The 24945-nt window shown below is 68.4% G+C and carries 27 protein-coding genes; 15 read left to right on the plus strand and 12 right to left on the minus strand.

All coding sequences use genetic code 11. The features are described 5' to 3' along the window. Nucleotides 1-30 precede the first annotated feature (30 nt). The 4 genes from ACAM52_RS28340 to ACAM52_RS28355 all read right to left on the minus strand — a co-directional run bounded on the left by ACAM52_RS28340 (nucleotide 31) and on the right by ACAM52_RS28355 (nucleotide 1599). Nucleotides 31-564, minus strand: coding sequence for a chemotaxis protein CheW (locus ACAM52_RS28340; RefSeq protein ID WP_062479111.1), 534 nt, complete (start codon nucleotides 562-564; stop codon nucleotides 31-33). Between the two features lie 19 nt (nucleotides 565-583). Then, a complete protein-coding gene (locus ACAM52_RS28345) occupies nucleotides 584-949 on the minus strand; it encodes a PleD family two-component system response regulator (RefSeq protein ID WP_062479114.1) in 366 nt (121 codons plus the stop codon). Then, nucleotides 949-1347 (minus strand): PleD family two-component system response regulator, encoded by a 399-nt coding sequence (locus tag ACAM52_RS28350; RefSeq protein ID WP_021012487.1) that lies wholly within the window; start codon nucleotides 1345-1347, stop codon nucleotides 949-951. The genes ACAM52_RS28345 and ACAM52_RS28350 overlap by 1 nt, the downstream gene beginning before the upstream one ends. Nucleotides 1348-1428: 81 nt before the next feature. After that, nucleotides 1429-1599 carry a rubredoxin gene (locus ACAM52_RS28355; protein WP_007838397.1) on the minus strand — a complete coding sequence of 57 codons (171 nt, stop codon included), beginning with the start codon at nucleotides 1597-1599 and terminating at the stop codon, nucleotides 1429-1431. Between the two features lie 111 nt (nucleotides 1600-1710). Between ACAM52_RS28355 and ACAM52_RS28360 the strand changes: the two genes are divergently transcribed. Then, nucleotides 1711-2676 carry a bifunctional hydroxymethylpyrimidine kinase/phosphomethylpyrimidine kinase gene (locus tag ACAM52_RS28360; protein WP_062479115.1) on the plus strand — a complete coding sequence of 322 codons (966 nt, stop codon included), beginning with the start codon at nucleotides 1711-1713 and terminating at the stop codon, nucleotides 2674-2676. Next, nucleotides 2676-3956 (plus strand): glutamate-1-semialdehyde 2,1-aminomutase, encoded by a 1281-nt coding sequence (gene hemL, locus ACAM52_RS28365; protein WP_139704807.1) that lies wholly within the window; start codon nucleotides 2676-2678, stop codon nucleotides 3954-3956. Before ACAM52_RS28360 ends, hemL begins: the two co-directional genes overlap by 1 nt. A 16-nt stretch (nucleotides 3957-3972) precedes the next feature. Here hemL and ACAM52_RS28370 read toward each other — a convergent pair whose 3' ends face one another. Both ACAM52_RS28370 and ACAM52_RS28375 read right to left on the minus strand, forming a co-directional pair. Beyond that, nucleotides 3973-5373, minus strand: a complete 1401-nt coding sequence (locus ACAM52_RS28370; protein WP_369645196.1) for an amidase family protein — start codon at nucleotides 5371-5373, stop codon at nucleotides 3973-3975. A 45-nt stretch (nucleotides 5374-5418) separates the two neighbouring features. Beyond that, on the minus strand, nucleotides 5419-6408 hold the full coding sequence (locus ACAM52_RS28375) for a Bug family tripartite tricarboxylate transporter substrate binding protein (protein ID WP_369645197.1): 990 nt from the start codon (nucleotides 6406-6408) through the stop codon (nucleotides 5419-5421). 159 nt (nucleotides 6409-6567) lie between these two features. Between ACAM52_RS28375 and ACAM52_RS28380 the strand changes: the two genes are divergently transcribed. Together ACAM52_RS28380 and ACAM52_RS28385 are read left to right on the plus strand one after the other, a co-directional pair. Further along, nucleotides 6568-7464: a LysR substrate-binding domain-containing protein gene (locus ACAM52_RS28380; RefSeq protein WP_062479122.1), complete on the plus strand. Its 897-nt coding sequence runs from the start codon at nucleotides 6568-6570 to the stop codon at nucleotides 7462-7464. Between the two features lie 143 nt (nucleotides 7465-7607). Continuing rightward, nucleotides 7608-8084 carry a hypothetical protein gene (locus ACAM52_RS28385; protein WP_062479124.1) on the plus strand — a complete coding sequence of 159 codons (477 nt, stop codon included), beginning with the start codon at nucleotides 7608-7610 and terminating at the stop codon, nucleotides 8082-8084. Nucleotides 8085-8156: 72 nt separating this feature from the next. Here ACAM52_RS28385 and purH read toward each other — a convergent pair whose 3' ends face one another. The 3 genes from purH to dusB are packed head-to-tail and all read right to left on the minus strand — an operon-like array spanning nucleotide 8157 to nucleotide 11100. After that, nucleotides 8157-9764 (minus strand): bifunctional phosphoribosylaminoimidazolecarboxamide formyltransferase/IMP cyclohydrolase, encoded by a 1608-nt coding sequence (purH, locus tag ACAM52_RS28390; protein WP_369645198.1) that lies wholly within the window; start codon nucleotides 9762-9764, stop codon nucleotides 8157-8159. 16 nt (nucleotides 9765-9780) lie between these two features. After that, on the minus strand, nucleotides 9781-10017 hold the full coding sequence (locus ACAM52_RS28395; RefSeq protein ID WP_056577757.1) for a Fis family transcriptional regulator: 237 nt from the start codon (nucleotides 10015-10017) through the stop codon (nucleotides 9781-9783). 24 nt (nucleotides 10018-10041) lie between these two features. Continuing rightward, nucleotides 10042-11100 carry a tRNA dihydrouridine synthase DusB gene (gene dusB / locus ACAM52_RS28400; RefSeq protein ID WP_070062764.1) on the minus strand — a complete coding sequence of 353 codons (1059 nt, stop codon included), beginning with the start codon at nucleotides 11098-11100 and terminating at the stop codon, nucleotides 10042-10044. 183 nt (nucleotides 11101-11283) lie between these two features. On the opposite strand from dusB, the gene ACAM52_RS28405 reads away from it, so the two are divergent. Further along, nucleotides 11284-11754: a YqaA family protein gene (locus ACAM52_RS28405; RefSeq protein ID WP_056577751.1), complete on the plus strand. Its 471-nt coding sequence runs from the start codon at nucleotides 11284-11286 to the stop codon at nucleotides 11752-11754. A 116-nt stretch (nucleotides 11755-11870) separates the two neighbouring features. Here the strand turns inward: ACAM52_RS28405 and ACAM52_RS28410 are convergent, their stop codons facing one another. After that, nucleotides 11871-12545, minus strand: a complete 675-nt coding sequence (locus tag ACAM52_RS28410) for a glutathione S-transferase (RefSeq protein ID WP_369645199.1) — start codon at nucleotides 12543-12545, stop codon at nucleotides 11871-11873. 134 nt (nucleotides 12546-12679) lie between these two features. Here ACAM52_RS28410 and ACAM52_RS28415 point away from each other — a divergent pair, with 134 nt between their 5' ends. After that, entirely contained in the window at nucleotides 12680-13669 is a 990-nt protein-coding gene (locus ACAM52_RS28415) for a trypsin-like peptidase domain-containing protein (RefSeq protein ID WP_369645200.1), read from the plus strand. A 134-nt stretch (nucleotides 13670-13803) separates the two neighbouring features. Here ACAM52_RS28415 and ychF read toward each other — a convergent pair whose 3' ends face one another. Beyond that, nucleotides 13804-14895, minus strand: a complete 1092-nt coding sequence (gene ychF, locus ACAM52_RS28420; RefSeq protein ID WP_307584454.1) for a redox-regulated ATPase YchF — start codon at nucleotides 14893-14895, stop codon at nucleotides 13804-13806. A 263-nt stretch (nucleotides 14896-15158) separates the two neighbouring features. On the opposite strand from ychF, the gene ACAM52_RS28425 reads away from it, so the two are divergent. From ACAM52_RS28425 to ACAM52_RS28455, 7 genes are all read left to right on the plus strand, one after another. Continuing rightward, nucleotides 15159-16112 carry a sugar ABC transporter substrate-binding protein gene (locus tag ACAM52_RS28425; protein WP_062479141.1) on the plus strand — a complete coding sequence of 318 codons (954 nt, stop codon included), beginning with the start codon at nucleotides 15159-15161 and terminating at the stop codon, nucleotides 16110-16112. 66 nt (nucleotides 16113-16178) lie between these two features. Next, nucleotides 16179-17771, plus strand: a complete 1593-nt coding sequence (locus tag ACAM52_RS28430; RefSeq protein WP_369647793.1) for a sugar ABC transporter ATP-binding protein — start codon at nucleotides 16179-16181, stop codon at nucleotides 17769-17771. 5 nt (nucleotides 17772-17776) lie between these two features. Beyond that, entirely contained in the window at nucleotides 17777-18775 is a 999-nt protein-coding gene (locus tag ACAM52_RS28435) for an ABC transporter permease (protein ID WP_369647794.1), read from the plus strand. Nucleotides 18776-18799: 24 nt separating this feature from the next. Continuing rightward, nucleotides 18800-19879, plus strand: coding sequence for a LacI family DNA-binding transcriptional regulator (locus ACAM52_RS28440; RefSeq protein ID WP_307638007.1), 1080 nt, complete (start codon nucleotides 18800-18802; stop codon nucleotides 19877-19879). 59 nt (nucleotides 19880-19938) lie between these two features. Beyond that, a complete protein-coding gene (rbsK, locus tag ACAM52_RS28445) occupies nucleotides 19939-20835 on the plus strand; it encodes a ribokinase (protein ID WP_369647795.1) in 897 nt (298 codons plus the stop codon). Continuing rightward, entirely contained in the window at nucleotides 20832-21230 is a 399-nt protein-coding gene (gene rbsD, locus ACAM52_RS28450; protein ID WP_070062770.1) for a D-ribose pyranase, read from the plus strand. The genes rbsK and rbsD overlap by 4 nt, the downstream gene beginning before the upstream one ends. Further along, complete coding sequence (locus tag ACAM52_RS28455) at nucleotides 21231-22067, plus strand: hypothetical protein (protein ID WP_369645201.1); 837 nt, start codon at nucleotides 21231-21233, stop codon at nucleotides 22065-22067. Between the two features lie 12 nt (nucleotides 22068-22079). On the opposite strand, the gene ACAM52_RS28460 is transcribed toward ACAM52_RS28455, so the two are convergent. Then, a complete protein-coding gene (locus tag ACAM52_RS28460) occupies nucleotides 22080-22964 on the minus strand; it encodes an MOSC domain-containing protein (RefSeq protein WP_159272889.1) in 885 nt (294 codons plus the stop codon). An 86-nt stretch (nucleotides 22965-23050) separates the two neighbouring features. Between ACAM52_RS28460 and ACAM52_RS28465 the strand changes: the two genes are divergently transcribed. After that, nucleotides 23051-24178, plus strand: coding sequence for an FAD-dependent monooxygenase (locus tag ACAM52_RS28465; RefSeq protein WP_369645202.1), 1128 nt, complete (start codon nucleotides 23051-23053; stop codon nucleotides 24176-24178). A 46-nt stretch (nucleotides 24179-24224) separates the two neighbouring features. Continuing rightward, entirely contained in the window at nucleotides 24225-24944 is a 720-nt protein-coding gene (locus ACAM52_RS28470) for a DsbC family protein (RefSeq protein WP_369645203.1), read from the plus strand. Nucleotide 24945 lies beyond the last annotated feature (1 nt).

Below are 24945 nucleotides of genomic sequence, written 5' to 3' on the forward strand. Positions count from 1 at the left end.
AGGTGGTTGCCAGTGCCATGTGCCGAAGCACTACGCACCAATACTCAAAAACTGGGGTTGCTGCGAAAGCGCCTGCAGGTTGACTTCCTGCCAGCGCTCTCCTGCTGCGTCGGTGTACAGATGCCCGTGCCAGGCCGGGGCCTCTGCGCCCGGGGCGTCGGCGGCCGTGAAGGCCTCCGCACCCCGCAACCCCGCCAGTCGATCGACCAGCAAAGCGCAGTTGACTTCGAGCAGCTCGTTGAATGCCACGAGCCGCGATTGGATGCGTGCCGCCTCGGTGGCGGCAGGGGCGCCCGGCGCACCGGACGCAAACGCCGACAGCTGCACGACGCCGTACAGGCCGCCGCGCAGGTTGGCGACGCCGAGGAACCAGGGCTCCGTGTAGGGCACGGGCTGGGGCGGCGTCCAGGGAAAGATTTCGCCGGCGTGCGCCAGCGGAAAGAGGTACTTGCCCTCACCCGCCTCGACCGCCAGCCAGCTCGCGGCCACGCCCGTGGTGCGCGCGGCCTGGAGGCGGCTCGCAAGCCGGGACTGGAAGGCGCGCAGCGCGTCGCGATTCGCCATGGAGTGCGCAGGTTCCCGCTCAGGCGAGCGCGCTGATCTTGGACATCAGATCGGCCGCGTTGACCGGCTTCACGATGTAGTCGCGTGCGCCCTGGCGCATGCCCCAGACACGATCGGTTTCCTGGTTCTTGCTGGTGCACAGGATGATCGGGATGGCGGCGTACTTCGGGTCGCGAGCGATGGCGCGCGTGAGCTGGAAGCCGTTCTGGCCGGGCATGACCACGTCCATGAGGATCAGGTCGGGGTGGTCTTCCTCGAGGCGGCGCATCGCGTCGTCGGCGTTTTCGGCCGTCTTCACGGAGAAACCGTTCTTCTGGAGGAGGTCGGTCAGGAACACCAGTTCCGTCTTGGAGTCGTCGACGACGAGGATTTTTCGAATGGGCATTACTGCACTTCCTGTTGAACAATGCCAAACTGCTGCACGGCCTGCAGCAGCTGGTCTTTGGTGAATGGCTTGGTGAGATAGTCCTGGGACCCGACCATGCGGCCGCGGGCCTTGTCGAATACGCCATCCTTCGAAGACAGCATGACGACCGGGACATTGGAGAAATGCGCGTTGCGCTTGATGATGGCGCAGGTCTGATAGCCGTCGAGGCGAGGCATCAGGATGTCGCAGAAAATCAGGTGAGGCTTGTGGTCGTTAACCTTGGAGAGCGCGTCGAAGCCGTCTTCCGCGAGAAGAACCTCGTGCCCACCCTGCTTCAGAAAAATCTCGGCACTGCGCCGGATGGTGTTGCTGTCATCGATGACCAGCACCTTGTAACCAGATCCATTCGGGCCCATTGCAAACGCTCCTGCTCATGAGACTTGGATGCCCGCCGCGCCGAACATCGACGCAGATCGCGTAGCCCTATGCCATGCTTGTCAGATCTCAACCATTTCGAAGTCTTCCTTGCGCGCACCGCACTCAGGACAGGTCCAGTTCATCGGCACATCGGCCCAGGCCGTGCCTGCCGCGATGCCGTCTTCCGGTACACCAACCGCTTCGTCATAGATCCACCCACAAATCAGGCACATCCAAGTTTTCGTGTTCATCGGAGCTTAAAGTCCTTGTTCATTAAATGCAACGAGTGTATCTATGCGTATCTCACTGGCAGACCGTAAACGTCGCGCCTATGCCACCATCCAGGGGATTTCGCTAGGCGTATGACCATCTACTTACATCCAGACGAGAACGCCCGCAAACCGGGCAATCTTAACGACCCCTCGCAGGACGACGAGGCGCTGAGCGAACGCGACCTGAATCCCCCCTGCGTGCTGGTGTTCAATGCCAGCGATCCGAGCGGCGCGGGCGGCCTGGGCGCCGACGCCCTGGCCATGGGATCGGTGGGCGCTCACATCCTGCCGGTGGTGACGGGCGCCTACGCCCGCGACACAGCCGAGATCTTCGACCACTTCGCCTTCGAGGAAGAGGCCGTGGCCGAGCAGGCGCGCGCCATCCTGGAAGACGTCGAGGTCCAGCTGATCAAGGTGGGCTTTGCCGGCACCCCCGAGGCGCTGAGCACCATCGCCGAGACCGCCGCCGACTACCCGGACGTGCCCGTGGTGGCCTACATGCCCAACCTGTCGTGGTGGGACGAGAACCTCATCGAGGCCTATCTCGACGCTTTTCGCGACCTCGTGCTGCCCCAGACCACGGTGTTGGTTGGAAACCACAGCACCCTGTGGCGCTGGCTGCTGCCCGACTGGAGCGGCGAGCGCCCGCCCGGCGCGCGCGACATCGCCAAGGCCGCCGGCGAGTTCGGCGTGCCCTACACCCTGGTCACCGGCATGGTCTTGCCCGACCAGTTCATCGACAACGTGCTGGCCTCGCCGCAGTCGGTGCTGGCCAGCGAGAAGTACGAACGGCTCGAAGCCGTCTTTGCCGGCGCCGGCGACACGCTCTCGGCCGCGCTCGCGGCCCTGCTCGCCAGCGGCACTGACCTCGTGGCTGCCACGACCGAAGCGCTCGCTTACATGGACCGCTGCCTCGACGCGGGCTTTCGCCCCGGCATGGGCCACGTGCTGCCCGACCGCCTGTTCTGGGCCGAGCCCGAGGACGACGAAGACGATGACGACGCGCCCGACACCCCACCCGATTTCGCTTTACCCCCGCACGACACGCGACACTGATGACTGACCAGAACGACCTTCTTTTCGAGCGCGCCCGCGCCGTGATCCCCGGCGGCGTGAACTCGCCCGTGCGCGCCTTCAAGGCCGTCGGCGGCACGCCCCGTTTCATCCAGCGCGCGCAAGGCGCCTATTTCTGGGACGCCAACGACAAGCGCTACATCGACTACATCGGCTCCTGGGGTCCGATGATCCTGGGCCACGGCCACCCCGCCGTGGTCGAGGCGGTGCAGAAGGCCGTGCTCGAAGGCTTCTCGTACGGCGCGCCGACCGAGCGCGAGATCGAACTGGCCGAAGCCATCCTGGCCCTGGTGCCATCGATGGAGATGGTGCGCCTCGTGAGCTCGGGCACCGAGGCCGCGATGAGCGCGCTGCGCCTGGCGCGCGGCGCCACCGGCCGCAAGACCATCGTCAAGTTCGAAGGCTGCTACCACGGCCACGCCGACGCGCTGCTCGTGAAGGCCGGTTCCGGCCTCGCCACCTTCGGCAACCCGACCTCGGCCGGCGTGCCGCCCGAGGTGGTGCAGCACACGCTGGTGCTCGAGTACAACAACCTGCAGCAGCTCGAAGAAGCCTTCGCGCTGCACGGCAAGGACATCGCCTGCCTGATGATCGAGGCGATCGCCGGCAACATGAACTTCGTGCGCGCCACGCCCGAATTCGCGAAGCGCTGCCGCGAGCTGTGCACGCAGCACGGCGCGCTGCTGATCTTCGACGAGGTGATGACGGGCTTCCGTGTCGGCCTGCACGGCGCGCAAGGCGTGCTGGGCATCACGCCCGACCTCACGGTGCTCGGCAAGGTGATCGGCGGCGGCATGCCGCTGGCGGCCTTCGGCGGCCCGCGCGCCATCATGGAACAGCTCGCGCCGCTGGGCCCGGTCTACCAGGCCGGCACGCTGTCGGGCAACCCGGTGGCCACCGCCTGCGGCTTGGCCACGCTGAAGGAAATCTCGAAGCCCGGCTTCTACGAAGCGCTGGCCAAGAAGACCCGCACGCTGGTCGACGGCCTCAAGGCCGCCGCGGCCGCCGAGGGCCAGCCCTTCAACGCCGACAGCGAAGGCGGCATGTTCGGCTTCTTCCTGATGAACGAACTGCCGCAGAACTACGCGACGGTGATGACCACCGACAACGCGCAGTTCAATGCACTGTTCCACGGCCTGCTCGATCGCGGCGTGTACATCGCGCCGGCACTCTATGAAGCAGGCTTCGTGAGCGCCGCGCACAGCGAGGACGACATCGCGGCCACCATCGCGGCGGCGCGCGACATCTTCAGTAAGCGCTGACGCGCGCCCTCCCCGCTCAGGCGGGGTCGACCGCCGCCACCGGCCCGGCCTCGGCTTCGAGCACTTCGGCCGCGGCCAGGCAGAGGTCTTCGCGGAAGCGGTCGCTCACGAGTTGCACGCCCGTGGGCAGCCCGTGGCGCAGCCCCATCGGCACCGACAGCCCCGGCAATCCCAGGATCGCGGTGGACAGCAGCGGGCTCTGCGCATCCAGAATCTCCCGCATCGCAGAGCTGCCGCGCTGGTCGGCGTCGACCGGGAACGGATGGCGCCACGACACCGGCATCAGCAGCAGCGGATGGCGCTGCAGGAACAGCGCCCATTCGCGCATCAGGCCCGTGCGCGCAGCCAGGGCGCGCATATAGCTTGCTGTGTCGAACTGCGGCGCGTGCGCGTCCATGGCGCGATAAGCCTGGCGGATGGTGTCATCGCCGTCACGCATCAGTGCCTCTTCCACCAGCAGCCGGCTGTCGGCCATCGTCAGCGACAGCCAGAGGTCGGCCGTCTCGCGCAGGCGCGGCGGCTGCGCGGGTTCGACGCGGTAGCCGGCGCGCTCCAGCCGGCGCGCGGCGCGCTGCAAGGCATCGGCCACCTCGGGGTCGCAGGCGTAGCCGGGCAGCTCGGTGCACAGCGCCACTCTGACGGGGCTGCCCGACGTGGCCGATTCCAGCGGCGCGGGCGCCCACCACGGGTCGCGCACGTCGCGTTGCGCCATCGCGGCAAAGGCCAGCCGCAGGTCGCGCACGCTGCGCGCCAGCGGCCCTTGCACCGACGTGAGCTGGACCACCATCGGCCGCTCGCTCGCACCCGAAGGGTTGAAGGCCGGCACGCGGCCGAAGCTCGGGCGCAGGCCGTACACGCCGCAGGCGTAGGCCGGGTAGCGGATGGATCCGCCCTGGTCGTTACCGTGCGCGATGGCGCCGATGCCGACCGCCACCGCCGCCGCCGCGCCGCCGCTCGAGCCGCCCGGCGTGACGTCCGCGTTGTGCGGATTCAGTGTGCGCCCGTGCGCTGCGTTGTCGGTGAACCAGCGCATCGAGAACGCGGGCGTGTTGGTACGGCCGACCACGATCGCGCCGACGCGCTGCAGGTTCGCCACCACGGGGCTGTCGTCCGTCGCCACGACGCTGCGGTAAGCCTCCACGCCGTTGGTGGTGGCATGCCCGCGCTGGTCGACGTTGACCTTGATGGTGACCGGCACGCCGTGCAGCGGCCCGGTCGCCTCGCCCTTGGCGAGCACGGCATCGGCCTGCGCCGCCGCGCCGAGGGCCTCATCCGCGCAGCCGTCGACCACGGCGTTCACCCGCGGGTTGACGGCCTCCAGCCGCGCCAGGCTGCTGCGCACCGCCTCGACGCACGAGACCTCGCGCGCCTTGATGCGCTGCGCCAGGTCGGCGGCTTCCAGTTGCCAGAGTTGCATGCGTTGTCTCCTTGAGAAAAATGAAATCGATCGATCGGACGTGCGTCAGTCGCCCTTGACGCCCGCGCGCCGCACGGCGTCGGCCCAGCGCGGCTTCTCGCGCTTCATCAGCGCGCTGAGTTCCTCGGGACTCGAAGGCAATGCCTCGATCGACAGCGCGGCGTTGGCGCGCACCACGGCCGGGTCGGCCAGCGCGGCGCGCAGCGCGGTGTTGAGCCGGTCGACCGTCTTGCGCGGCGTGCCCGCCGGCGCCATCAGCGCGCCCCAGGCCACCACCTCGAAACCGGGCACGCCGCTCTCGGCCACCGTCGCCACCTCGGGCAGCACGCCGGCGCGCTTCGCGCTGGTGACGGCGATCGCCTTGACCCGGCCTTGCTGGATGAACGGCAGCACCGCCGAGATGTTCTCGATGGTCACGTCGAGCTGGCCGTTGACCATGTCGCCGACCGCCTGCGTGCCGGTCTTGTAGGGCACCTGCACCATCGTCAGTCCGGTCTCGGCCTTCAGCAGCTCGCCGGTCAGGTGGCCCGCGCTGCCGATGCCGGGCGAGCCGGCCGAGAGCTTGCCGGGATGCTCGCGCCCGTAGGCGATGAGCTCCTGCAGGTTGCGCACGGGCAGGTCCTTGCGCACGATCAGCACGTAGGCGTTGCTCGAGATCAGGCCGACCGGCACCAGGTCTTTCTCGGGCGCGTAGGGCAGCTTCGAGAAGAAGGCAGGGTTGATGCTCAGCGTGACGAGGTTGCCGTAACCGACCGTGTAGCCGTCCGGCGCGGAGGTGGCCAGCGCCTGCGTGCCGACGATGCCGCCGGCGCTGGGGCGGTTGTCCACCGCCAGGGCCTGGCCCAGCTCGCGCCCCATGGCGTCGGCCACCGGCCGCACCGCCACGTCCACGCCCGACCCGGCGGCATAGGGCACGATGAATTTCAACGGGCGCTCGGGAAACTGGGCCGAGGCGCCCATCGAAGCGCCCAGGGCGACGGCGGCCAGCCCGGCCAGGACGGTGCGGCGGGTCCACGCGAATGACAGTGCAGGCACGAAGGTATCTCCTGTGAGAGTCCCGCCGCTCACCATGAGACGACCGGTGCGCAAAGTCTAGAAATCGGCCGCGCGCCGGAAAAGACAATCGCTTGTCGCGATGACAACCTGCGTTTGTCTGGGGATCACCCGGTGGCGCCGGGCGGCAGAATGCGCCGCATGAAGGACCACCAGCTCAAGGCCTGGCTGCGGCTGGCCGACACCGGCAGCATCCGCGCCGCCGCGCGCAGCCTGCACCTGAGCCAGGCGGCCGTGACCAAGGCGATCCGCGAACTCGAGGCCGAGGTCGACGCTCAGCTGGTGCTGCGCAGTTCGCGCGGCATCGAGTTCACCGAGTGCGGCCGCCAGCTCACCGTGCGCGCGCGGCTGGCGCACCAGCAGCTCGAGCTCGCGCGCCAGGACATCCGCATCCTCCAGGGCAGCCAGCACGGGCGCGTGGCCGTGGCGGTGACGCCGATGGTGTTCCTGGGCGTGCTGCCCGAGGTGGTGCGCGCCTTTCGCAAGGCCATGCCGCATGCGCAGCTCAAGTTGTTCGACGGCCTGATTCCCCAGGTGCTGCCGCTGCTGCGCGAAGGCACGATCGACTTCGCGGTGGCGGGCCCGGTGGCCGCGGCGCTCGACGCCGACTTCGCGTTCGAGCGGCTCGACATGATCGAGATGGCAGTGCTCTGCCGGCGCGGCCATCCGCTGAACCGCGCCACGCGCTGGGAAGAAGTGGCAGGCGCCGAATGGCTGATGCACCTGGCGCCGGGCAGCCAGCACACCTTCCTGCTCGAACAGTACGCCGCGCAGGGCCTGCCGCTGCCCGAGCACCGCATCGAGGTGGCGTCGTTCGGCGTGAGTTGGGGCCTGCTGACCCGCAGCGACGCGCTGATGGTCGGGCCGGCCGGCATGCTCACCATGCCGCCGTATGCCGATCTGGTGGAGCGCGTGCCGCTCGCGATGCCGGTGCCGCCGCTGGAGCTGGGCATCGTCTCGCCGCGCGGCAAGCCGCTGTCGCTGGCGGCGCTGCGGCTGGCCGAGCTGTTCCGCAAGTACCTAGCGCGGCCCGCCTGAGCGATGTCATCGTTTTCGCGATCGCCGCGTGTATATTGCGCCGGCGTTCGCGGGGCCGCTCCCACGCACGCAGACCCAAGGGAAGCCGTCATCGCAGCCACCATCGAAGCCGCGAGACAGACCAATTTCAGGATGCCCCGCCCATGACCCCCTTGCGCATGCTGCCGCTGCTGAGTGCCCTTCTCCTGCCGGGCCTCGCGCTGGCGCAGTCCTTCGAGCCGAAGAACATCTGGGTCAACCCCGGCTTCTACTCGGCCCACTTCGACAGCGGCAAGGGCCTGGAAAACGCCAACCCGGGCCTGGGCTTCGAGTACCCGCTGAACGACACCTACCGCGTCACGGCCGGCACCTTCCACAACAGCAACCGGCGCCAGTCGCACTACGTCGGCCTGTACATCCTGCCCTTCGAGTTCTACGGCGTGAAGTTCGGCGCGGTGGTGGGCGGCTTCGACGGCTACCCCGACTACCGCAACGGCAACTGGTTTCCCGCCATCATTCCGACGGCCGCCATCGAGGGCAAGAACTGGGGCCTGAACATCGCCTACGTGCCGACGATCAGGAATCGCCTCTACGGCGCGATCAGCTTCCAGCTCAAGTACCGCTTCGGCACGCACGAGTAGCGGCCACAAAAAAGGCCAGGGCCGCGTGAGCGACCCTGGCCTTGTTCGGGCAGGCCCCACGGGGCCGCAGGCTCAGTGCCGGAAGTGGCGCACGCCCGAGAACACCATCACCACGCCGCGCTCGTCGGCCGCGTCGATCACTTCCTGGTCGCGCATCGAGCCGCCCGGCTGGATGACGCAGCCCGCGCCCGCGTCCACCACCACATCGAGGCCGTCGCGGAACGGGAAGAAGGCGTCGCTCGCCACCGCCGTGTCCTTCAGCGACAGGCCCGCGTGCTCGGCCTTGATGCTCGCGATGCGCGCCGAATCGAGGCGGCTCATCTGGCCGGCGCCCACGCCCATGGTCATGCCGTCGGCGCAGAACACGATCGCGTTGCTCTTGACGTACTTCGCGACCTTCCAGGCAAACAGCAGGTCTTGCAGCTGCTGCGGCGTGGGCTGCTTCTTGCTGACCACCTTGAGGTCGGCCAGGGCCAGCTCGTGGTTGTCGGCGGTCTGGATCAGGAGGCCCGAGCCGACGCGCTTGACGTCCATCGCGTTGCGGCCGTTGTCCCAGTCGGTGGCGCCGCCCTTGGGCAGTGCGATCTCGAGCACGCGCACGTTGAGCTTGGCCTTGGTGGCCTGGAACACTTCCAGCGCCTCGGGCGTGTAGCCCGGTGCCATCAGCACTTCGACGAACTGCTTGTTGACGGCCTGCGCGGTGGCCAGGTCGACCGGGCGGTTGAAGGCGATGATGCCGCCGAAGGCCGAGGTCGGGTCGGTCTTGAAGGCCTTGCTGTAGGCCTCGAGTGCATCGGCGCCCACGGCCACGCCGCAGGGGTTGGCGTGCTTCACGATCACGCAGGCCGGCACGTCGAAGCTCTTCACGCATTCCCATGCCGCATCGGCGTCGGCGATGTTGTTGTAGCTCAGCTCCTTGCCTTGCAATTGCTTGGCCGACACGAGCGAACCGGGCGCCGGGTACAGGTCGCGGTAGAAGGCAGCCTGCTGGTGCGGGTTCTCGCCGTAGCGCAGGTCCTGCACCTTCACGAAGCGGCCATTGCTCTGCGCCGGGAACAGCGAGCGCGTGGGCGCGGGCTGGCCGATGCTGGCGTCGAAGTCGATGGCCGAGAGGTAGTCGCTGATCGCGCCGTCGTAGTCGGCGATGCGGTTGAACGCGGCCACCGAGAACGCGAACTTGGTCTTGTCGCTGAGCTTGCCGTCGGCCTGGAGCTCGGCCAGCGCCACGGCGTACTGCGAGGCGTCGGTGAGCACGCCCACGTCCTTCCAGTTCTTGGCGGCGCTGCGCACCATGGCGGGGCCGCCGATGTCGATGTTCTCGATGGCGTCCTCGAGCGTGCAGCCGGGCTTGGCCACGGTGGCTTCGAACGGATACAGGTTGACCACCAGCAGGTCGATGGTGTCGATGCCGTGTTCCTTGATCGCGGCGACGTGCGCGGGCAGGTCGCGGCGCGCCAGCAGGCCGCCGTGGATCTTCGGGTGCAGCGTCTTCACGCGGCCGTCGAGCATTTCGGGAAAGCCGGTGTGGTCGGCGACCTCGGTCACCGGCAGGCCGGCGTCGGCCAGCAGCTTGGCGGTGCCGCCGGTGGACAGCAGCTTGACGCCCAGGCCATGCAGGGCCTGCGCGAATTCAAGGATGCCGGTCTTGTCGGAAACGGAAAGGAGTGCGGTCTGAGCCATGGGATATGCCGTGGAGTTATTTCAAAAGTTTGTGCTCGACCAATTTCTTGCGGAGCGTGTTGCGGTTCAGGCCCAGCCATTGGGCGGCCCGGGACTGGTTGCCTTCGGCGCGCGTCATGACGACGTCGAGCAGGGGTTTCTCGACCACGCGCACGAGCATCTCGTACATGCCGTCGGGTTCGGTGCCCCGCAGATCGCGAAAGTAGCTGTCCAGACTGCTGCGAACGCAGTCCTCGATGTGTTTCTTGCTCATTGCTTCTTCTCTTTTTGTCTTCGCTCAATCGACGGCGCAGGCCGTCTCCTCTTCTCCCGCCGGCTCCTCGTCTGCCGTCGGGGCGGGCATGCGGTCCATGCGGTCCGCAAGCCCCTGGAAATAGTCGTCGACCGCGCGCAGCTGGCCGGCGCAGTCTTCGATGGCGTTCATGCGTGCGCGGAACGCCTCGCCGTCGGGCAGCGCGCGCACATACCAGCCGATGTGCTTGCGCGCCGTGCGCACGCCGCTGAACTCGCCGTACAGCGCGTAGTGCTCCACCAGGTGATCGAGCAGCAGCCGGCGCACCTCCGCCACCAGCGGCGGCGCCAGGTGGGTGCCGGTGTCCAGGAAATGCGCGATCTCCCGGAAGATCCACGGCCGGCCCTGCGCGGCGCGGCCGATCATCACGGCGTCGGCGCCCGTGGCCGCGAGCACGTCGCGCGCCTTCTCGGGCGAGCGGATGTCGCCGTTGGCCACCACCGGCACGCGCACCGCGGCCTTCACGGCGGCGATGGTGTCGTACTCGGCGTGGCCCTTGTAGCCCTGCTCGCGCGTGCGCCCGTGCACCGTGAGCATCTGCACGCCGGCCGATTCGAAGTCGCGCGCGAGCTTCACCGCATTGCGGTGGTCTTCGCTCCAGCCGGTGCGCATCTTGAGCGTGACCGGCACGTTGAATGGTTGCGCCGCGTCGACCACGGCCTGCACGATCTCAAGCGCCAGCGGCTCGTCGCGCATGAGCGCCGAGCCGGCCCACTTGTTGCAGACCTTCTTGGCCGGGCAGCCCATGTTGATGTCGATGATCTGCGCGCCGCGCTCGATGTTGTAGACCGCGGCCTCGGCCATCATGGCCGCGTCGGTGCCGGCAATCTGCACCGCAATGGGGCCCGGCTCGCCGTCGTGGTTGGCGCGCCGCGAGGTCTTCAGCGTGTTCCAGAGTTCCTTGCGCGAGGTGACCATCTCGCTGACCGCATAGCCCGCGCCGAGTTCGCGGCACAGCATGCGGAAGGGCCGGTCCGTCACGCCGGCCATGGGCGCGACGAACAGCCGGTTTTCCAGCGTGTGGGTGCCGATCTGCAAGGTCATGGGAAGGAGTGCTGTGCGGGTCGGCTGCTGAAAAATGAGGCACGATTGTAGCCACGTGGCATTTCAGCGACTGAAACGATTTACGCCTTTTTGCGCTTGCGACACAGGCGTAAACACCAGTATTTCGCGGGGCCTTCTCCCACGCGCTTGCGACGTGAGCGCTGCCTATACTTCGCCGACCTTATGCAAGCTTGGCTCGACGCACTCCTGGCGCTCCTCGCGCTCCCCCAGTACGGACTTTCGACGCTGTTCATCGCGGCCTTCGTGTCGGCCACGCTGCTGCCGGTGGGCTCCGAACCGATCCTGTTCGGCCTGCTGAAACTCAACCCCGAGATGTTCTGGCAGGCCATCGCCGTGGCCACCATCGGCAACACGCTGGGCGGCGCGGTCGACTGGTGGATGGGCTACGGCGCGCACAAGGTGGCCGACAAGTACTCGCACTCGAAACACCACCTGCGCGTGCTCGGCTGGCTCGAGCGGCTGGGCCCGAAGGCCTGCCTGCTGAGCTGGCTGCCGATCGTGGGCGACCCGCTGTGCGCGGTCGCCGGCTGGCTCAAGCTGCCGTTCTGGCCCTGCGTGGGCTACATGGCGATCGGCAAGTTCCTGCGCTATGTGACGATGACCTACGCGCTTCTATACGTCTTTCCGTCATAAGGACTTGGCTCGCCCCCAGGCTGCGCGCACTTCGTGTCGCTTCGCCAACCCCCTGCCGGGGGCAGGCCGGCCGCTTCGGGCGGCCGTGCGCGGCGGCCTCGCGCAGATGCAAAAACTCAGCTCAGCAGTTCGTATGGGCCACCGCGCTCCAGCGCGCGCTTATAGGCCGGGCGCGCATGGATGCGCTCCAGGTAGGCCATGAGCTTGGGCCGCCGCGCATCGAGCCCGCCGCGCGCCTGCGAGGCTTCGACCACGAAACTCATCTGGATGTCGGCGCCCGTGAATTCATTGCCCGCGAACCACTCGCTGCGGCCGAGTTCGGCCTCCATGAAATTCAGATGGCCCGTGATGTTCGGATGAATGAAGGCCGACTTCGCCTTCGCCGCGATGGCCTTGGCGATCGGCTTGGCAAAGAAGGGCATCTTGCTCGTCTCGATGCGGTCGAACACCAGCTTGAGCAGCAGCGGCGACATCGCCGTGCCTTCGGCGAAGTGCAGCCAGTAGCGGTAGCGCAGGGCTTCGGGCGAACCCGGCGCGGGCGCGAGCCGGCCATGGCCGTAGCGCTCGATGAGCGACTCGATGATCGCGCCCGATTCCGCCAGCGTCGCGCCGTCGTCGGTCGTCACCACGGGCGACTTGCCCAGCGGATGCACGGCCTTCAGCGAAGCGGGCGCCAACATGGTCTTGGGGTCGCGCTGGTAGTGGACGATCTCGTAGGGCAGCTCGAGTTCTTCGAGCAGCCAGAGCACACGTTGCGAGCGCGAGTTGTTCAGGTGGTGGACAGTGAGCATGGCAAATGAAAGCCTTCCGGCGGAGGATGCAGCGGGCGCGCAGTCTAACCACAACATGTGCGGGCTTCAGGCGCCCGCTGCGACAGCGTCATCGCCTACGGCAAACCGTAGGGCCGCTTCCTACACTGACCCGGATGGCTCCTCACTTCACGCGGCGCCGCCGCATCTCGCTGTTCATCGCCGGACTCTGGCTCGGCCTTGCGGCCTGCCAGGCCTGGGCACTCACGCCCGAGGAAGTGTTCCGCAAGGTCGCGCCCGCCGTCTGGACCGTGAAAGGCGAACGCGGCAACAACCAGACCGCCATCGGCAGCGCGGTGGCCGTGACCCCGGGCGCGCTGGCCACGGCCTGCCATGTGGTCGACGGCGCCGTCGCCGTCACCGTGGAGCAGGGCCCGACCACGCTGCGCATCGCCCGCATCGTGCGCGACCCCGACCCGTCGCGCGACCTGTGCGTGCTCACGAGCGAAACGCCGCTGCAGCTGCCCGCCGTGCAGATCGTGCCCGCCGCCGAGTTGCGCGTCGGCCAGCGCGTGTTCGCCGTCGGCAGCCCGCACGGCCTCGAACGCACGCTGAGCGAAGGCCTGATCTCGGCGCTGCGTCCGCGCGCGCCCGGGCAACTGCCGATCGTGCAGACCTCGGCGCCCGTATCTTCAGGCTCCAGCGGCGGCGGGTTGTTCGACACCGAGGGCCGGCTGGTCGGCGTGACCGACAGCGTGGCGCCTGGTGGTGCGAACCTCGGCTTTGCCTATCCGGCGCAATGGGTGATGGAGCTGCCGCAGCGCGTGACCACGGAGCTGGCGACATGGCGCGATCTGCTGAAAAGCACCGGCGTGGTGTTCGGCCCCAACGGGGAACCCGCGCCTTCCGGCCACGCCGAGCTGTCGGACCTGCAGGCCCTGCCACCCATCGGCGCCGACCCGACCCCGGTGCGCAACGCCTACCGCCAGTTCCTGCTGCAGGCCCGGCCCCGGATCTTCCTGATCACCGGCGATCAGAAGTTCGGCACTGCCACCAGCTCGGCCGCGCTGACCGAGCATCTGAAAGGCTGCACCGAACGCAAGGTGACGTGTGCCGCCTATGCGGTGGACGACACGGTGGTGTGGGGCAAGCAGAAGACCAACTGATCGACGAGGCAAGCGACAGCGAAGCCCCTTCGTGAAACACAGAGGAACCGGCTTCGCCGGGCCTCAGGTGTTGCCCCCGATAGGGGGTTGGCGCAGCGGACACGCAGTGCCGCGCAGCCTGGGGGCGAGCTCAATTACGAGCTGAACAGGAAGTTCATCACGTCGCCATCCTTGACGACGTATTCCTTGCCTTCCGACCGCATCTTCCCCGCGTCCTTCGCACCTTGCTCGCCCTTGAAGGCGATGTAGTCGTCGAACGCGATGGTCTGGGCGCGGATGTAGCCCTTCTCGAAGTCGCCGTGGATCACGCCGGCGGCTTGCGGGCCGGTGTCGCCGATGTGGATGGTCCAAGCGCGCACCTCCTTCACGCCGGCGGTGAAGTAGGTCTGCAGGCCCAGCAGCTTGAAGGCCGCGCGGATCAGGCGGTTCAGGCCCGGCTCTTCCTGGCCGATTTCGGCGAGGAACATCTTCTTGTCTTCGTCGTCCATCTCGGCCAGGTCGGCTTCGATCTTGGCGCAGATGGCGACCACGGGCGCGCCCTGCTTGGCGGCGTACTCGCGCAGGCGGTCGAGGTAGGGGTTGTTCTCGAAACCGTCTTCGGCCACGTTGCCCACGAACATCGCGGGCTTGGCGGTGATGAGCGTGAAGCTCTTCACCAGCGGCTGTTCTTCCTTCGTGAACTCGAGCGCGCGCACCGGCGTGTTCTCGTTCAGCGCAGCCTGGCAGCGTTCGAGCAGACCGACGAGCTTCTGCGCGTCCTTGTCGCCCGAGCGGGCGACCTTGGTGTGGCGGTGCAGCGCCTTCTCGACCGTGGCCAGGTCGGCCAGGCACAGTTCGGTCTGGATCACCTCGATGTCGGAGATCGGGTCGACCTTGCCGGCCACGTGGATCACGTTCTCGTCGTCGAAGCAGCGCACCACATTCACGGTGGCGTCGGTCTCGCGGATGTGCGCCAGGAACTTGTTGCCCAGGCCTTCGCCAGTGCTGGCACCGGCCACCAGGCCGGCGATGTCGACGAACTCGACGATGGCGGGCACCACGCGCTCGGGCTTGACGATCTCGCTCAGCTGGTCGAGCCGCGGATCGGGCACTTCCACCACGCCCACGTTGGGCTCGATGGTGCAGAACGGATAGTTTTCCGCTGCGATGCCGGCCTTGGTCAACGCATTGAAAAGGGTGGATTTACCGACGTTGGGCAGGCCGACGATGCCGCATTGCAAACTCATGGGAGGTCCTCTTGGGTAACCCCCGATTTTAGGCTGACCGGGTTCTCCCCCTGGCCAGGCTCCCTTCCCGCCACGCCGGCGCGCCCTTTTCCAAGGCGCTCGACTCCGCCCGAAAGCCCTCTGGCAGCGGCTTCGAGGGCTGAAAGGCTCAGGGTTTGACCCGACTGGCAAACGTTTGCGCAAACGTTTCCCTCGATTAACATCGGAGCCCCCGGCACAGACCGGCGTTCCGCTCTGACCCCTCATTTCAGGAGACATCCACCATGAAGTTCACCCGCCGTACCCTGCAAAGCGCTGCCGCATTGACCTTGCTGGGCGCCATCGCCGGAACGCCCGCCTTCGCGCAGGACAAGCCGAAGGTCGCGCTGGTCATGAAGTCGCTGGCCAACGAGTTCTTCCGCACCATGGAAGACGGCGCCAAGGCGCACCAGAAGGCCAACGCCGCGCAGTACACGCTGGTGGCCAACGGCATCAAGGACGAGACCGACACCGCCGCCCAGATCAAGATGGTCGAGCAGATGGTGGCGCAGAAGATCAACGCGCTGGTCATCGCGCCGGCCGATTCGAAGGCGCTGGTGCCGGTGATCAAGGCGGCCATCGACAAGGGCATCCTGGTCGTGAACATCGACAACCGGCTGGACGCCGACGCCCTGAAGGAAAAGGGCATCCAGGTGCCCTTCGTCGGCCCCGACAACCGCGCCGGCGCCAAGCTGGTGGGCGATGCGCTGGCCAAGGAGCTGAAGTCGGGCGACAAGGTCGGCATCATCGAAGGCGTGTCGACCACCTTCAATGCACAGCAGCGCACGCTGGGCTACCAGGACGCCATGAAGGCCGGCGGCATGACCGTGGTCGGCGTGCAGTCGGGCCAGTGGGAAATCGACAAGGGCAACACCGTGGCCGCCGGCATGATGCGCGAGCACCCCGACCTGAAGGCCCTGCTGGCCGGCAACGACAGCATGGCGCTGGGCGCCGTGGCCGCCGTCAAGGCCGCGGGCAAGACCGGCAAGGTGCTGGTGGTGGGCTACGACAACATCGGCGCCATCAAGCCGATGCTGAAGGACGGCCGCGTGCTCGCCACGGCCGACCAGTTCGCCGCCAAGCAGGCCGTGTTCGGCATCGAGACCGCGCTGAAGGCCATCGCCGACAAGAAGAAGCAATCGGAAATGCCGGCTGAAGTGAAGACCGACGTGGTGCTCGTCACCAAGTCGTCCAAGTAAGCCCAAGCCCTCCGTTTCCCTCAACAAGAAGAAGACTCCGTTTTGACTGCCGCCACCGACGCCGCCCTGCACCCGCCCTTACCCACCGCGGTGCTCTCTTTGAGCACCGTGGGCAAGGACTACGCGGCGCCGGTGCTCGACGGCGTTTCTCTCGAGCTGCGCGCCGGCGAGGTGCTCGCGCTCACGGGGGAGAACGGCGCGGGCAAGAGCACGCTGTCGAAGATCGTCTGCGGGCTGGTGCAACCCACGCGCGGCGGCATGCTGCTCGATGGCCAGCCCTTCGCGCCGGCTTCGCGCCGCGACGCCGAGCGCTTGGGCGTGCGCATGGTCATGCAGGAACTCGGCCTCGTCACCACGCTGTCGGTGGCCGAGAACCTGCTGCTCGACCGCCTGCCGCACAAGAGCGGCTGGATTCGCCGCGCCACGCTGCACGAGCTGGCCGAGCGCCAGCTCGCCAAGATCGGCCTGGACGGCATCGACCCGGCCACGCCGGTGGCGCGGCTGGGCATCGGCCAGCAGCAGATGGTGGAGATTGCGCGCAACCTGCAGGACGACACGCGCGTGCTGGTGCTCGACGAGCCCACCGCCATGCTCACGCCGCGCGAAACCGCGCACCTGTTCGAGCAGATCGAGCTGCTGAAGCTGCGCGGCGTGGCGATCGTCTACGTGTCGCACCGCCTCGAAGAATTGCAGCGCATCGCCGACCGCGTGGCGGTGCTGCGCGACGGCCGGCTGGTCGACGTGCGCGCCATGGCCGGCGTGCGCGAATCCGAACTGGTGCAGCGCATGGTCGGGCGCGCGGTGCACGAGCACGAAGGCCGCGCGCGCCGCGTGGCGGGCCCGGTGCTGCTGAGCGCGCGCGGCATCGGCCGGGCGCAGGTGGTGCGCGACGTCGATCTCGAACTGCGCGCAGGCGAGGTCATGGGCCTGGCCGGCCTGGTCGGCTCGGGCCGCACCGAGCTCGTGCGGCTGTTGTTCGGCGCCGACCGCGCCGACCGCGGCGAGGTCGTGCTGCACGACGGTACGCCCGCCGCGCAGCCCGTTCGGCATGCGCGCAAGGGCTGGCGCTCGCCGATGCAGGCCATTCGCGCGGGCATCGGCCTCGTCACCGAAGACCGCAAGTCGCAGGGCCTGCTGCTGTCGCAGCCGATCCGCGTCAACGCCACGCTGAGCGACCTCGGCGCGATCTCGCACGCCGGCTGGCTGCGCCGCACCAAGGAGCGGCAGATTGCACGCCGGCTGGTGGAGCTGCTGCGCATCCGCTCACGCAGCATCGAACAACCCGTGTCCACGCTCAGCGGCGGCAACCAGCAGAAGGTGGTGTTCGCGCGCTGGTTGCACCGCGAATGCAAGGTGCTGCTGCTGGACGAACCCACGCGCGGCGTGGACGTGGGCGCACGCGCCGACCTGTACGCCGAACTCGACCGCATGACCGACGCCGGCAAGGCGCTGCTGATGGTGTCGAGCGACCTGCGCGAGCTGATGGCCATGTGCGACCGCATCGGCGTGATGAGCGCCGGCCGGCTGGTCGCGGTGTTCGAGCGCGGCGAGTGGAGCGAACAGTCGCTGCTCGCCGCCGCCTTCAGCGACGCCACGGGCCGCGTGCCCGGTTCCCCGGCGGATTCCACCGCCCCTGCCCCGACTTCTGCCGACGCATGACGACCATGAACGCCGCCTCCCCTTCTCCTTCCGCTGCCACCAGCAAGCCGCCGTCCGCACTCAAGGGCCAGCTCGGCACCTACCTGGGCCTCACGGTCGTGCTGCTGGGCATGATTGCGCTCTTCGGCTCGATGAGCGAATACTTCCTCACGCGCGAGACCTTCATCTCCATCGCCAACGAAATCCCGGCGCTGGCCGTGATGGCGGTGGGCATGACCTTCGTGCTGATCATCGCGGGCATCGACCTGTCGGTGGGCTCGGTGCTCGCGCTGAGCGCGGCCGTCACGGCCGCCGCCATCCTGGAATGGAAGCTCTCGGTGCCGCTGGCCGCCATGCTCGGCCTGGCCACCGGCCTGATCTGCGGCACGGTGACGGGCGCGGTGTCGGTCGCCTGGCGGCTGCCGAGCTTCATTGTTTCGCTGGGCATGCTCGAAGCCGTGCGCGGCGGTGCCTACCTGGTCACCGACTCGCGCACGCAGTACGTGGGCGATGCCATCTCGGGCCTGGCCGCGCCGTGGATCGGCGGCATCTCGGCCGCCTTCGTGCTCGCCGTAGTGCTGGTGGCCGTGGGGCAGCTGGTGCTCACGCGCTCCGTGTTCGGCCGCCACGTGGTGGGCATCGGCACGAATGAAGAAGCCATGCGCCTGGCGGGCATCGACCCGCGGCCGATCCGCATCATCGTGTTCGCCGTGACCGGCCTCTTGGCCGGGCTCGCCGGCCTGATGCAGTCGGCCCGCCTCGAAGCGGCCGACCCGAACGCGGGCGTGGGCATCGAGCTGCAGGTGATCGCGGCCGTGGTCATCGGCGGCACCAGCCTCATGGGCGGGCGCGGCTCGGTGGTCAACACCTTCTTCGGCGTGCTGATCATCGCGGTGCTCGAGGCCGGCCTGGCGCAGGTGGGCGCGAGCGAACCGAGCAAGCGCATCATCACGGGCGCGGTGATCGTGGTGGCCGTCATCATCGACACCCTGCGCCAGCGCCGGGCCGATCGTCGACTGGCCTGAGCTTCCACAGGAACAAAGACAACCATGGCCACCATCAAGGACGTCGCCCTCCAGGCGGGCGTTTCCGTCACCACCGTGTCGCACGTCGTCAACGACACGCGCCACGTGAGCGCCAAGGTGCGCGAGCGCGTCGAGCTGGCGATCCGCGAGCTGGGCTACGTGCCCAACGCGATGGCGCGCAGCCTCAAGAGCAACACCACCTCGACGCTGGGCATGCTCATTCCCAACAGCTCGAACCCCTACTTCGCCGAGATCGTGCGCATCGTGGAAGACCGCTGCTTCGGCGCCGGCTACACGCTGGTGCTGTGCAATACCGACGACGAGCCCCGGCGCCAGAGCGTGTACCTGCAGGTGCTGGCCGAGCGCCGCATCGACGGGCTCATCGTGGTGTCGACCGGCGCCGACGAGGACGACTCGCTCGCCACCCAGCTGCGCGGCCTGCGCATTCCCACCGTGCTGGTCGACCGCGAGATCGCCGACCCGGCCTGCGACCTGGTGGAAACCGCCCACATGCAGGGCGGCCTGCTCGCGGTGCGGCACCTGCTGTCGCTGGGCCACAAGCGCATCGCCTGCATCGGCGGGCCGCTGGGCGTGACCTCGAGCGAGCAGCGCATCGAAGGCTGGCGCATGGCACTGGCGGAGACCGGCTCGGCACCCAACGCCGACGCGCTGCTGTGGCGCGGCGGCTTCACCAGCCAGGGCGGCTACGAGGCGATGCACGCCATCCTTCGCACCGAGCAGAAGCCCTCGGCCGTTTTCGTGTGCAACGACCTGATGGCCATCGGCGCGCTGCGCGCCGCGCATGAAAGCGGCGTGCGCGTGCCCGACGAACTGTCCATCGTGGGCTTCGACGACATCGAACTGTCGGCCTACACCAGCCCGCCGCTCACCACCGTGGCGCAACCCAAGGAGCGCATCGGCGCGCTGGCGGTCGACATGCTGCTGGAGCGCATGGGCGGCAAGCGCCGCGACGCACGCAAGGTCGTGCTGCAGCCCGAGCTGCGCGTGCGCGCCTCGACCGCGCGCCACGCGGGCTTTCGCGAAGCCGGCGTGACGCCTGCCCCTTCCACCACCGCCACACCTTCCAAGTCCCGCACCTCGTGAGCCTTCAGCCTCTTTATTCCTCCAAGCCGCCGCGCATCGTGGTGCTCGGCAGCCTGAACATGGACATCGTGCTGCGCGTGCCGCACGCGCCGGCCGCGGGCGAAACCCTGCTGGGCCGTTCGATCGACGCCATCCCCGGCGGCAAGGGCGCCAACCAGGCCGTGAGCTGCGCGCGCCAAGGCGCGCAGGTGCAGATGATCGGCTGCGTGGGCGACGACGCGCATGGCGCGGCCCTGCGCGATGCGCTCGCGCGCGACGGCATCGACACCGCCGCGCTGCGCACCGTGGCGGGCGAGCCGACCGGCACGGCGCTGATCCTCGTGGAAGACAGCGGCCAGAACCGCATCGTGATGATCCCCGGCGCCAACGCGCGCGTCGACATCGACGAGGCCTCGCTGACGCAGCAGCTGCAGGGCGCGGCCTTCCTCGTCGCGCAGTTCGAGACCCCGATGGACCAGGTGACACGCGCCATCAACGCCGCGCACGACGCGGGCTGCGCGGTGATGCTCAACCCCTCGCCGGTGCAAGCCATCGCCGATGCGCTCTGGCCCCGCATCGACACGCTGGTGGTCAACGAGATCGAGGCGCAGACCCTGTCAGGCCAGAACGCCGACAGTCCCGAAGAAGCAGCGCAGGCCGGCCAGGCACTGCGCGCGCGCGGCATCGCCCGCGTGGTCGTGACGCTGGGTTCGCGCGGCGCCGTGGCCATCGACGCCAACGGCGCGCGCCACCATCCCGCGCCGAAGGTGCAGGCGGTCGACACCACCGCCGCCGGCGACACCTTCCTGGGCGCGCTCGCCGTGGCGCTGGGCGAAGGCCAGTCCTTCGACGAGGCCGTGCGCCTGGGCATCCGCGCTGCCGCGCTGTGCATCCAGCAACCCGGCGCCCAACCCTCCATCCCGCTGCGCGACGCCGTGCTGCGCAGCCCCCTGCCCCCCGACTGGATCACGCTGTGAAACGCTCTCCCCTGCTGCACGCCGAACTCTCCCACGTCATCGCCTCGATGGGCCACGGCGACATGCTGGTAATCGGCGACGCCGGCCTGCCGATTCCCGACGGCCCGCGCCGCATCGACCTGGCCGTGGCGCGCGGTGTGCCGGGGATCAGCGATGTGCTGAAGGCGGTGCTGTCCGAGATGCAGGTGGAAAGCGCATTGATCGCACGCGAGGCGCTGGAGCCCTTGCCTGCCGGCACGCTGCCCGCGTGGTGCGAAGGGCAACTGGGCGTGGTGCCGCAGGTCATCTCGCACGAAGAACTGAAGCGCGTGAGCGCGCGCGCCAAGGCCGTGGTGCGCACGGGCGAATGCACGCCCTACGCGAACATCATCCTGGTCGCGGGCGTCGCATTCTGAATGGGCCTCGACGCCTCGGTCCGCTGCAATTGCTGGGAACGTGGCCTGACCCGGCCGACGCCCCTGGCATCGCGCATCGCCATCGACGAAGAGGGCTACCCCGGGTTGAAGGACGAGGACGACCCCGACTTCGGCCCGTTCTGGGAGTGGCTGCAGACATGCTGCGTCCACCCGGGCATGAAACAGGCCCACGAGCACCTCGCGAACTGGCACGGCTATCGGGAGTTTCAGTACGCATTGCACCAAGCAGGCGGTGCCGAGCGCTTTCCGACGCTGTTCGACAACCTGCCGGAAGCGAATGGCGGTCTGGCCCCCGCCGCCGTGGCATCGCGCATGCTCGCGGAGCTGTCGGATTTCGAACAGTCCGCGCGCTTCGGCCAACGCTTCGTGCTGTTGGACTCGACCTCGGGCGATGAACTGCGCAGTGCCTCAGCGTCGCACCAGTTTGTGCTGACGTCCGAACTGCGTCTGGGCGTCGATGCCGAGGGCTTCTTCGTCGTGTCGGGAGACGCCGAGGTGCTGTTTCGCAGCAAGCGCTTCACGCAGGCCCTGCTGGCGCCTGAAGGCTCAGACCCGGTCAGGTCGGGCCCTGCGCTCTTGACTGATCTGGATTCAGGCAGGCGCTTTCGCTGCGCGCTTGCGATGCCCGGATCCGCCATTGCCTGGCCAGACGGTCGCATGCAGAACGATGCCGGACAATTTCGCTCCAGCTACCCGACGGCGGTTCATTTCGAGAGGCGCGACCACACGAGTGCCGACTTCAATTACATCGTCGAGCCGCTTCGAGTTTTGTGCAAAGCAGCCATCGAAACGGGAAATCCGATTCGCTGGTCGTAACGACCACGGCGCTTACTCGAACCTGTAGTTCGCGCCCACCACCTGCCCCACCTTGAGCATGTGCTCCACGCCCTGCACCACGATGCAGTTCATGCCGAAGGTGATGCCGCCGTCCACGCGCGCGTCGGCGCGGTAGGTGCGCAGCATGTCGCCGACCTCGGGGCTGCTGAGCGCGGTGGCCGGGTCGATGTCGGGAATGGGGCAGCGCGTGCAGGGCTTGACCGGGCGCAGCTCGGCCTCGCCCTCGCCGGTGGTGACGTGCAGCGCGTCGACCCGGTCTTCGTCGTGCGACTCGATGCCGGCCAGCACGATGTTCGGGCGGAAGCGCTCGATGCCGACCGGGCCGTGGCCGGCCGCCGCCAGGCGCTCGTTGAGCTCGGCGATCGAGCCCTCGCTGGCCACCAGCAGCGGGAAGCCGTCGGCGAACTGGTTCAGCGCCTCGACGCCGTCGGTCCACTTCAGGCTCGACAGGCGCTGGTGCTCGGGGTCGAAGCGCACCAGGCGCAGCGTCTGCGGCTTGCCGGGCTCCGAGAGGAAATCGCTGAACCACTGGGCGGCGATGTCGCCCATGTCGTAGGCCGCGACTTCGTCCTTCCACACGCGCACGCGCACCGGCTGCTCGACGCGGTCGAAGGCCAGGTGCAGCGCCAGCATGCCGGGCGCGCGCAGCACGACCTCGGTGTGCTTCATCTGCGGCTGGATGAGCGCCATGCGCGGCAGTTGCCGCTGGGTGACGAACTCGCCCTGCGCATCGACCACCATCCAGGCGCGGTCGAACTCCAGGCCGGTTTCGGTCAGCAGCATCTCGTCGAGCTCGACGCCGGCGCACGACTTGACGGGGTACACGAACAGGCGGGCGATGGTGGCCTGGAGATCGAAAGCGGGCGGCTGCGACACGGTGGGGTTCCTTTGAAATCGCTGGCCATTCTCCCGCATGAACGGGTATCGGCGCCCGCGCGCGAGGCAACTCCTACAATCATCCGATGGCCCTTTCCCCCGAAGTTTGTATCCGCGGCGCCGGCATCGTCGGCCGCACGCTGGCGCTGCTGCTGGCGCGCGAACGCGTGCGTGTCGCGCTCGTGGTGCCGCCGGCCCCTGCGGGCAAGGAAGACATCCGGGCGTACGCGCTCAACGCGGCGTCCCGCACCATGCTCGAATCGCTGCGTGCCTGGCCCGACACCGCCCATGCCACGCCGGTGCACGAGATGCAGGTGCATGGTGACGACGGCGGCCGCGTGCAGTTCAGCGCCGCGCGCCAGAAGGTCGAGGCGCTGGCCTGGATCGTCGACGTGCCCGCGCTCGAGCAGCAGCTGGCCGACGCGGTGCGCTTCCAGCCCCTGATCGACGTGGTGACCGAGCCCGTGGCCGCGCCGCTCACGGTGGTGTGCGAAGGCAAGGCCAGCGCCTCGCGCGCGGCGCTGGGCGTGAGCTACGAGGTCACGCGCTACCCGCAACACGCCATTGCCGCGCGGCTCGAGGCCGCGCACACGCACGACGGCATCGCACGCCAGTGGTTCAACGACCGCGGCGAGGTGTTCGCCCTGCTGCCGCTGGGCGGCGTGCACGGCAAGACGCTGGCGCTGGTGTGGTCGGTCGACCAGCTGCGCGTGCCCGAGCTGGTCGCGCAGGGCGTCGACGAATTCAGCGCCGCCGTGAGCGAAGCCAGCCACGGCGAGCTGGGCTCGCTGCGGCTCACGAGCGAACGCGCCGTGTGGCCGCTGTCGCGCGCCATCGCCGACCGCTGGTCGGGCGCGATGCCCGGCCAGCCCACCCAGTCGTGGGTGCTCGCGGGCGACGCCGCCCACACGGTGCATCCGCTGGCGGGCCAGGGCCTGAACCTCGGCCTGGCCGATGCGGCCGCGCTGGCCGAGGTGATCCGCACCCGCGACTACTGGCGCAGCGTGGGCGACGCCCGCCTGCTGCGCCGCTACGAACGCGCCCGCCGCGCCGACGTGCTGCAAATGAGCCTGGCCACCGACGGATTGCAGCAACTTTTCTCGCACAACCTGGGTCCACTTCCTGCGTTGCGCAACTGGGGCATGCGCGGTTTCGACCGCACGCGCTTCGTGAAGCACTGGATCACCGCACAAGCCATGGGCCTGAAGGCCTGACGCCCCGCGCCCTCCAGCCCTCCACCTTTTTCCCGAAACCTTCCCGATGACCTTCGTCCGCCACCTTCTCGTCGCCGCCTGCGCGCTGCTCACGCTCTCCACCGCCGGCGCGGGCGAGGCCGAGATCCGCAAGAACCTGCCGACGCACATCCCGCAGCTGCCGCCCATCGAGGAAGTCACCAAGACGCCCGTGCCGGGCCTGTACGAAGTGCGCGTGGGCGGCAGCCAGCTGCTCTACACCGACGAGCAGGGCAACTACCTGCTGCAGGGCAGCCTGATCGACGCCAAGACCCGCCGCAACCTCACCGAAGAGCGCGTCGAGAAGCTCACCGCCGTCGCCTTCGACAAGCTGCCGCTGAAAGACGCCATCAAGATCGTGCGCGGCAACGGCAAGCGCAAGGTCGCGGTCTTCGAAGACCCGAACTGCGGCTACTGCAAGCGCTTCGAAAAGGACATGAAGAAGGTCGACAACGTGACCGTCTACATGTTCCTGTACCCCGTGCTCGGCCCCGATTCGACCGCCAAGTCGCGCGACATCTGGTGCAGCAAGGACCCGGGCAAGGCCTGGGCCGACTGGATGGAAAGCAGCGTCAAGCCTGCCGCCGCAGGCACCAGCTGCAACGTGACGGCGCTGGAGCGCAACGTGGAGTTCGGCCGCAAGTACAACATCACCGGCACGCCCACGCTGATCTTCACCGACGGCAGCCGCGTCCCGGGTGCGATTCCCGCCGAGCAGGTCGAGAAGCAGCTCGCCGCCGCCAACTGAT

Source organism: Variovorax sp. V118, from assembly GCF_041154445.1.
Lineage (GTDB): Bacteria > Pseudomonadota > Gammaproteobacteria > Burkholderiales > Burkholderiaceae_C > Variovorax > Variovorax boronicumulans.